This is a genomic window from Vibrio sp. VP6 (assembly GCF_028823755.1).
GTDB classification, from domain to species: domain Bacteria; phylum Pseudomonadota; class Gammaproteobacteria; order Enterobacterales; family Vibrionaceae; genus Vibrio; species Vibrio parahaemolyticus.
Genome location: NZ_JAPEID010000106.1, coordinates 1 through 2,790, shown reverse-complemented (window position 1 = coordinate 2,790; position 2,790 = coordinate 1). Strand labels below are relative to the sequence as shown.

Annotated in this window: 1 protein-coding gene, 3 tRNA genes and 1 rRNA gene; 1 reads left to right on the top strand and 4 read right to left on the bottom strand. The window is 44.6% G+C overall.

Annotated features, from left to right (window positions below; translation table 11 throughout):
• The first annotated feature begins 70 nt into the window (after positions 1-70).
• Positions 71-146 (top strand) — tRNA-Asn (locus tag OU793_RS24025).
• A 135-nt stretch (positions 147-281) separates the two neighbouring features.
• On the opposite strand, the gene OU793_RS24020 is transcribed toward OU793_RS24025, so the two are convergent.
• The 4 genes from OU793_RS24020 to OU793_RS24005 all read right to left on the bottom strand — a co-directional run bounded on the left by OU793_RS24020 (position 282) and on the right by OU793_RS24005 (position 2,638).
• Positions 282-1,718: an NAD-dependent succinate-semialdehyde dehydrogenase gene (locus OU793_RS24020; RefSeq protein WP_180793905.1), complete on the bottom strand. Its 1,437-nt coding sequence runs from the start codon at positions 1,716-1,718 to the stop codon at positions 282-284.
• 562 nt (positions 1,719-2,280) lie between these two features.
• Positions 2,281-2,357, bottom strand: a tRNA-Asp gene (locus OU793_RS24015).
• A gap of 31 nt (positions 2,358-2,388) precedes the next feature.
• Positions 2,389-2,505: ribosomal RNA gene (gene rrf / locus OU793_RS24010) — 5S ribosomal RNA — on the bottom strand.
• 57 nt (positions 2,506-2,562) lie between these two features.
• Positions 2,563-2,638 (bottom strand) — tRNA-Thr (locus OU793_RS24005).
• Between the last annotated feature and the right edge of the window lie 152 nt (positions 2,639-2,790).

Genomic DNA, 2,790 nt, shown 5'->3' with positions numbered 1-2,790 from the left:
GAGCAACTGACTTGTAATCAGTAGGTCACCAGTTCGATTCCGGTAGTCGGCACCACTTATTAAAATTTGTTCCTCCTTAGCTCAGTCGGTAGAGCGACGGACTGTTAATCCGCAGGTCACTGGTTCAAGTCCAGTAGGGGGAGCCATATTAGAAGAAGCCGCATCACTTGATGCGGCTTTTTTGCATCTGGAAGAAATACACCCTTCTCTCCTCTTTGCTCTATAAACAAAAAAGCTAGGTTTAGAAACCCAGCTTTCTCTTTTGCACTCTCATCCAAAGATCAGCTTAAGCCACCAAGACAAATGTATTTCGTCTCTAGGTATTCATCGAGCCCTTGTTTCGCGCCTTCACGCCCAACACCTGACTCTTTAATACCACCAAATGGTGCAACTTCTGTCGAGATGATACCTTCGTTCACACCAACCATTCCGTATTCCAAGCCTTCAGTGAACTTGATAATTCGTTTAAGGCTATCGGTATAGAAATAACAAGCTAAGCCGTACTCGGTATCATTGGCCATTGCTAACACTTGTTCATCATCTTCAAATGTTAATACGGGTAATACTGGCCCAAACAACTCTTGCTGCACGATAGCCATACCTTGAACGACATTATCCAAAATTACAGGCTCCATAAAGCGCCCTGCGAGCTTTTGAGGACGGTTAGCAATTGTAGCCCCCTCTTGTAACGCCTGATCAATAACAGCCTCCAGACGATGCTTAGAAGCCATGGTGATCACTGGCCCAACTGTCACACCAGACTCCAAGCCATTCCCAACATTTAGCTCCATCATTTTCGCGAGCACTTTTTCCATAAAGCGCACTTTGACATTTTGATGTACATATAGACGGTTTGTGCACACGCACGTTTGTCCTGTATTGCGGAACTTGGACGCGATAAGCCCATCAGCAGCTGATTCCAAATCAGCATCCTCAAAAACAATAAACGGAGCGTTACCTCCAAGTTCCATCGATACCGCTTTAACAGTTTCACTAGCCTGCTTCATCAAAATTTTGCCGACGCGAGTCGAACCCGTAAATGAAATCTTCTTGATCCTAGGATCCATCGATAACACCTGACCAAACTCAGCGGCCTGTTCAGAAATAACAACAGGTAAAAGCGGCTTAGGGATACCAGCCTGATACGCAAGTTCAACAACCGCTAGTGCGGTCAGAGGGGTCAACTCGGACGGTTTGATGATCATCCCACACCCAGCAGCTAACGCAGGTGCCGCTTTTCGTGTGATCATAGCAATAGGGAAATTCCACGGTGTAATCGCAGCACACACGCCTACAGGCTGTTTAATTGTAGATAAACGTCTATCTACAGCAGGAGCTGGGATAACTTCGCCATAAGCTCGTTTAGCCTCTTCTGCAAACCACTCTACAAAAGATGCCCCGTAGCTCACTTCCCCGCGGCTTTCAGAAAATGGCTTGCCCTGTTCCAATGTAATAATGGTCGCGATATCTTCAGCGTGTTCCATCAACAATTGATGCCAGTTTTTCAAACAGCTAGAGCGCTCTTTCGCACTCAACTTAGCCCATCGAACTTGTTCAGCCGAACACGCTTCAATGAGGCAATCCAACTCTTCAATTGAACTCGCTTTCAAGCGAATTAACTCTTGCTCAGTTGCAGGGTTGATGACCACAACTCCGTCGTCGGAAGCCCATTGTTTAAATACTTCTTTTAAGGTTTCATTTTTTATTTGTTGCATCACCAAACTAACTCCTACGAGAACTCCTTTTAGGGTAATCCTTCTAGTAGAAATCAGCAAAGCAAACAAAGTTTTCTAACAGTGTTGGCATTAACAAGCGAAAAAGCCGTGAGTATAAGGACTAGGAATGGGTCACATAGCAAGTCAGTTCGAAAATTCAAATATTGCATAAATGCGAGACTCATTTAATAACTTAGAGTCTCAACATGATGATATGGCAACGAAATACTAACTAAACTGAAGCTAGACTCAAGACACGAATGAAAACCAAAGCTTTTAGGCTAGGACTAAGTGAATCAACAAAGCCATAAAGCTTATTCTTCTTAAGCAAACCAAAATGAGTCAAATTAGTTTGTATATGCCTAGAATACAGATAGGCAAAGACAGGCGCTTGTAGATGAGAGAGCATCGCTATTGCGAATGAGGATTCCGTATCAACGGCCGGACTACAAGGGTTGGAATAAGTACCAGAGCACTGAAACGGAATTCGTTTCTCTGAAGGGGAAAATGACTTGGCCTCAAATGACGAAAGCCTTGCTATTTCTAGCAAGGCTTTCTAAATAAGTGGCGGAGCGGACGGGACTCGAACCCGCGACCCCCGGCGTGACAGGCCGGTATTCTAACCAACTGAACTACCGCTCCGCACTGGTTAGACTCTGGAGTCTAAATAAGAACCTGGCGATGTTCTACTCTCACATGGGGAAGCCCCACACTACCATCGACGCTACTTCGTTTCACTTCTGAGTTCGGAATGGAAATCAGGTGGGTCCAAAGTGCTATGGTCGCCAAGTAAAATTCTTTACATTTTGTTTTAGGCTTTAATTTAAAACATAAAACAAATAATAAATGGTGCTGATACCCAGAATCGAACTGGGGACCTCATCCTTACCAAGGATGCGCTCTACCGACTGAGCCATATCAGCACATTATTTGTGTCCGTGAGGACTAAAAAAGCCCGCTTTTACAAACGGGCTCTCTTAACTTTTGTCTTTGCCTTTTTAAAAAGGAAAAAACTAAATTAAAGCCATGCGATGTCCTACTCTCACATGGGGAAACCCCACACTACCATCGGCGC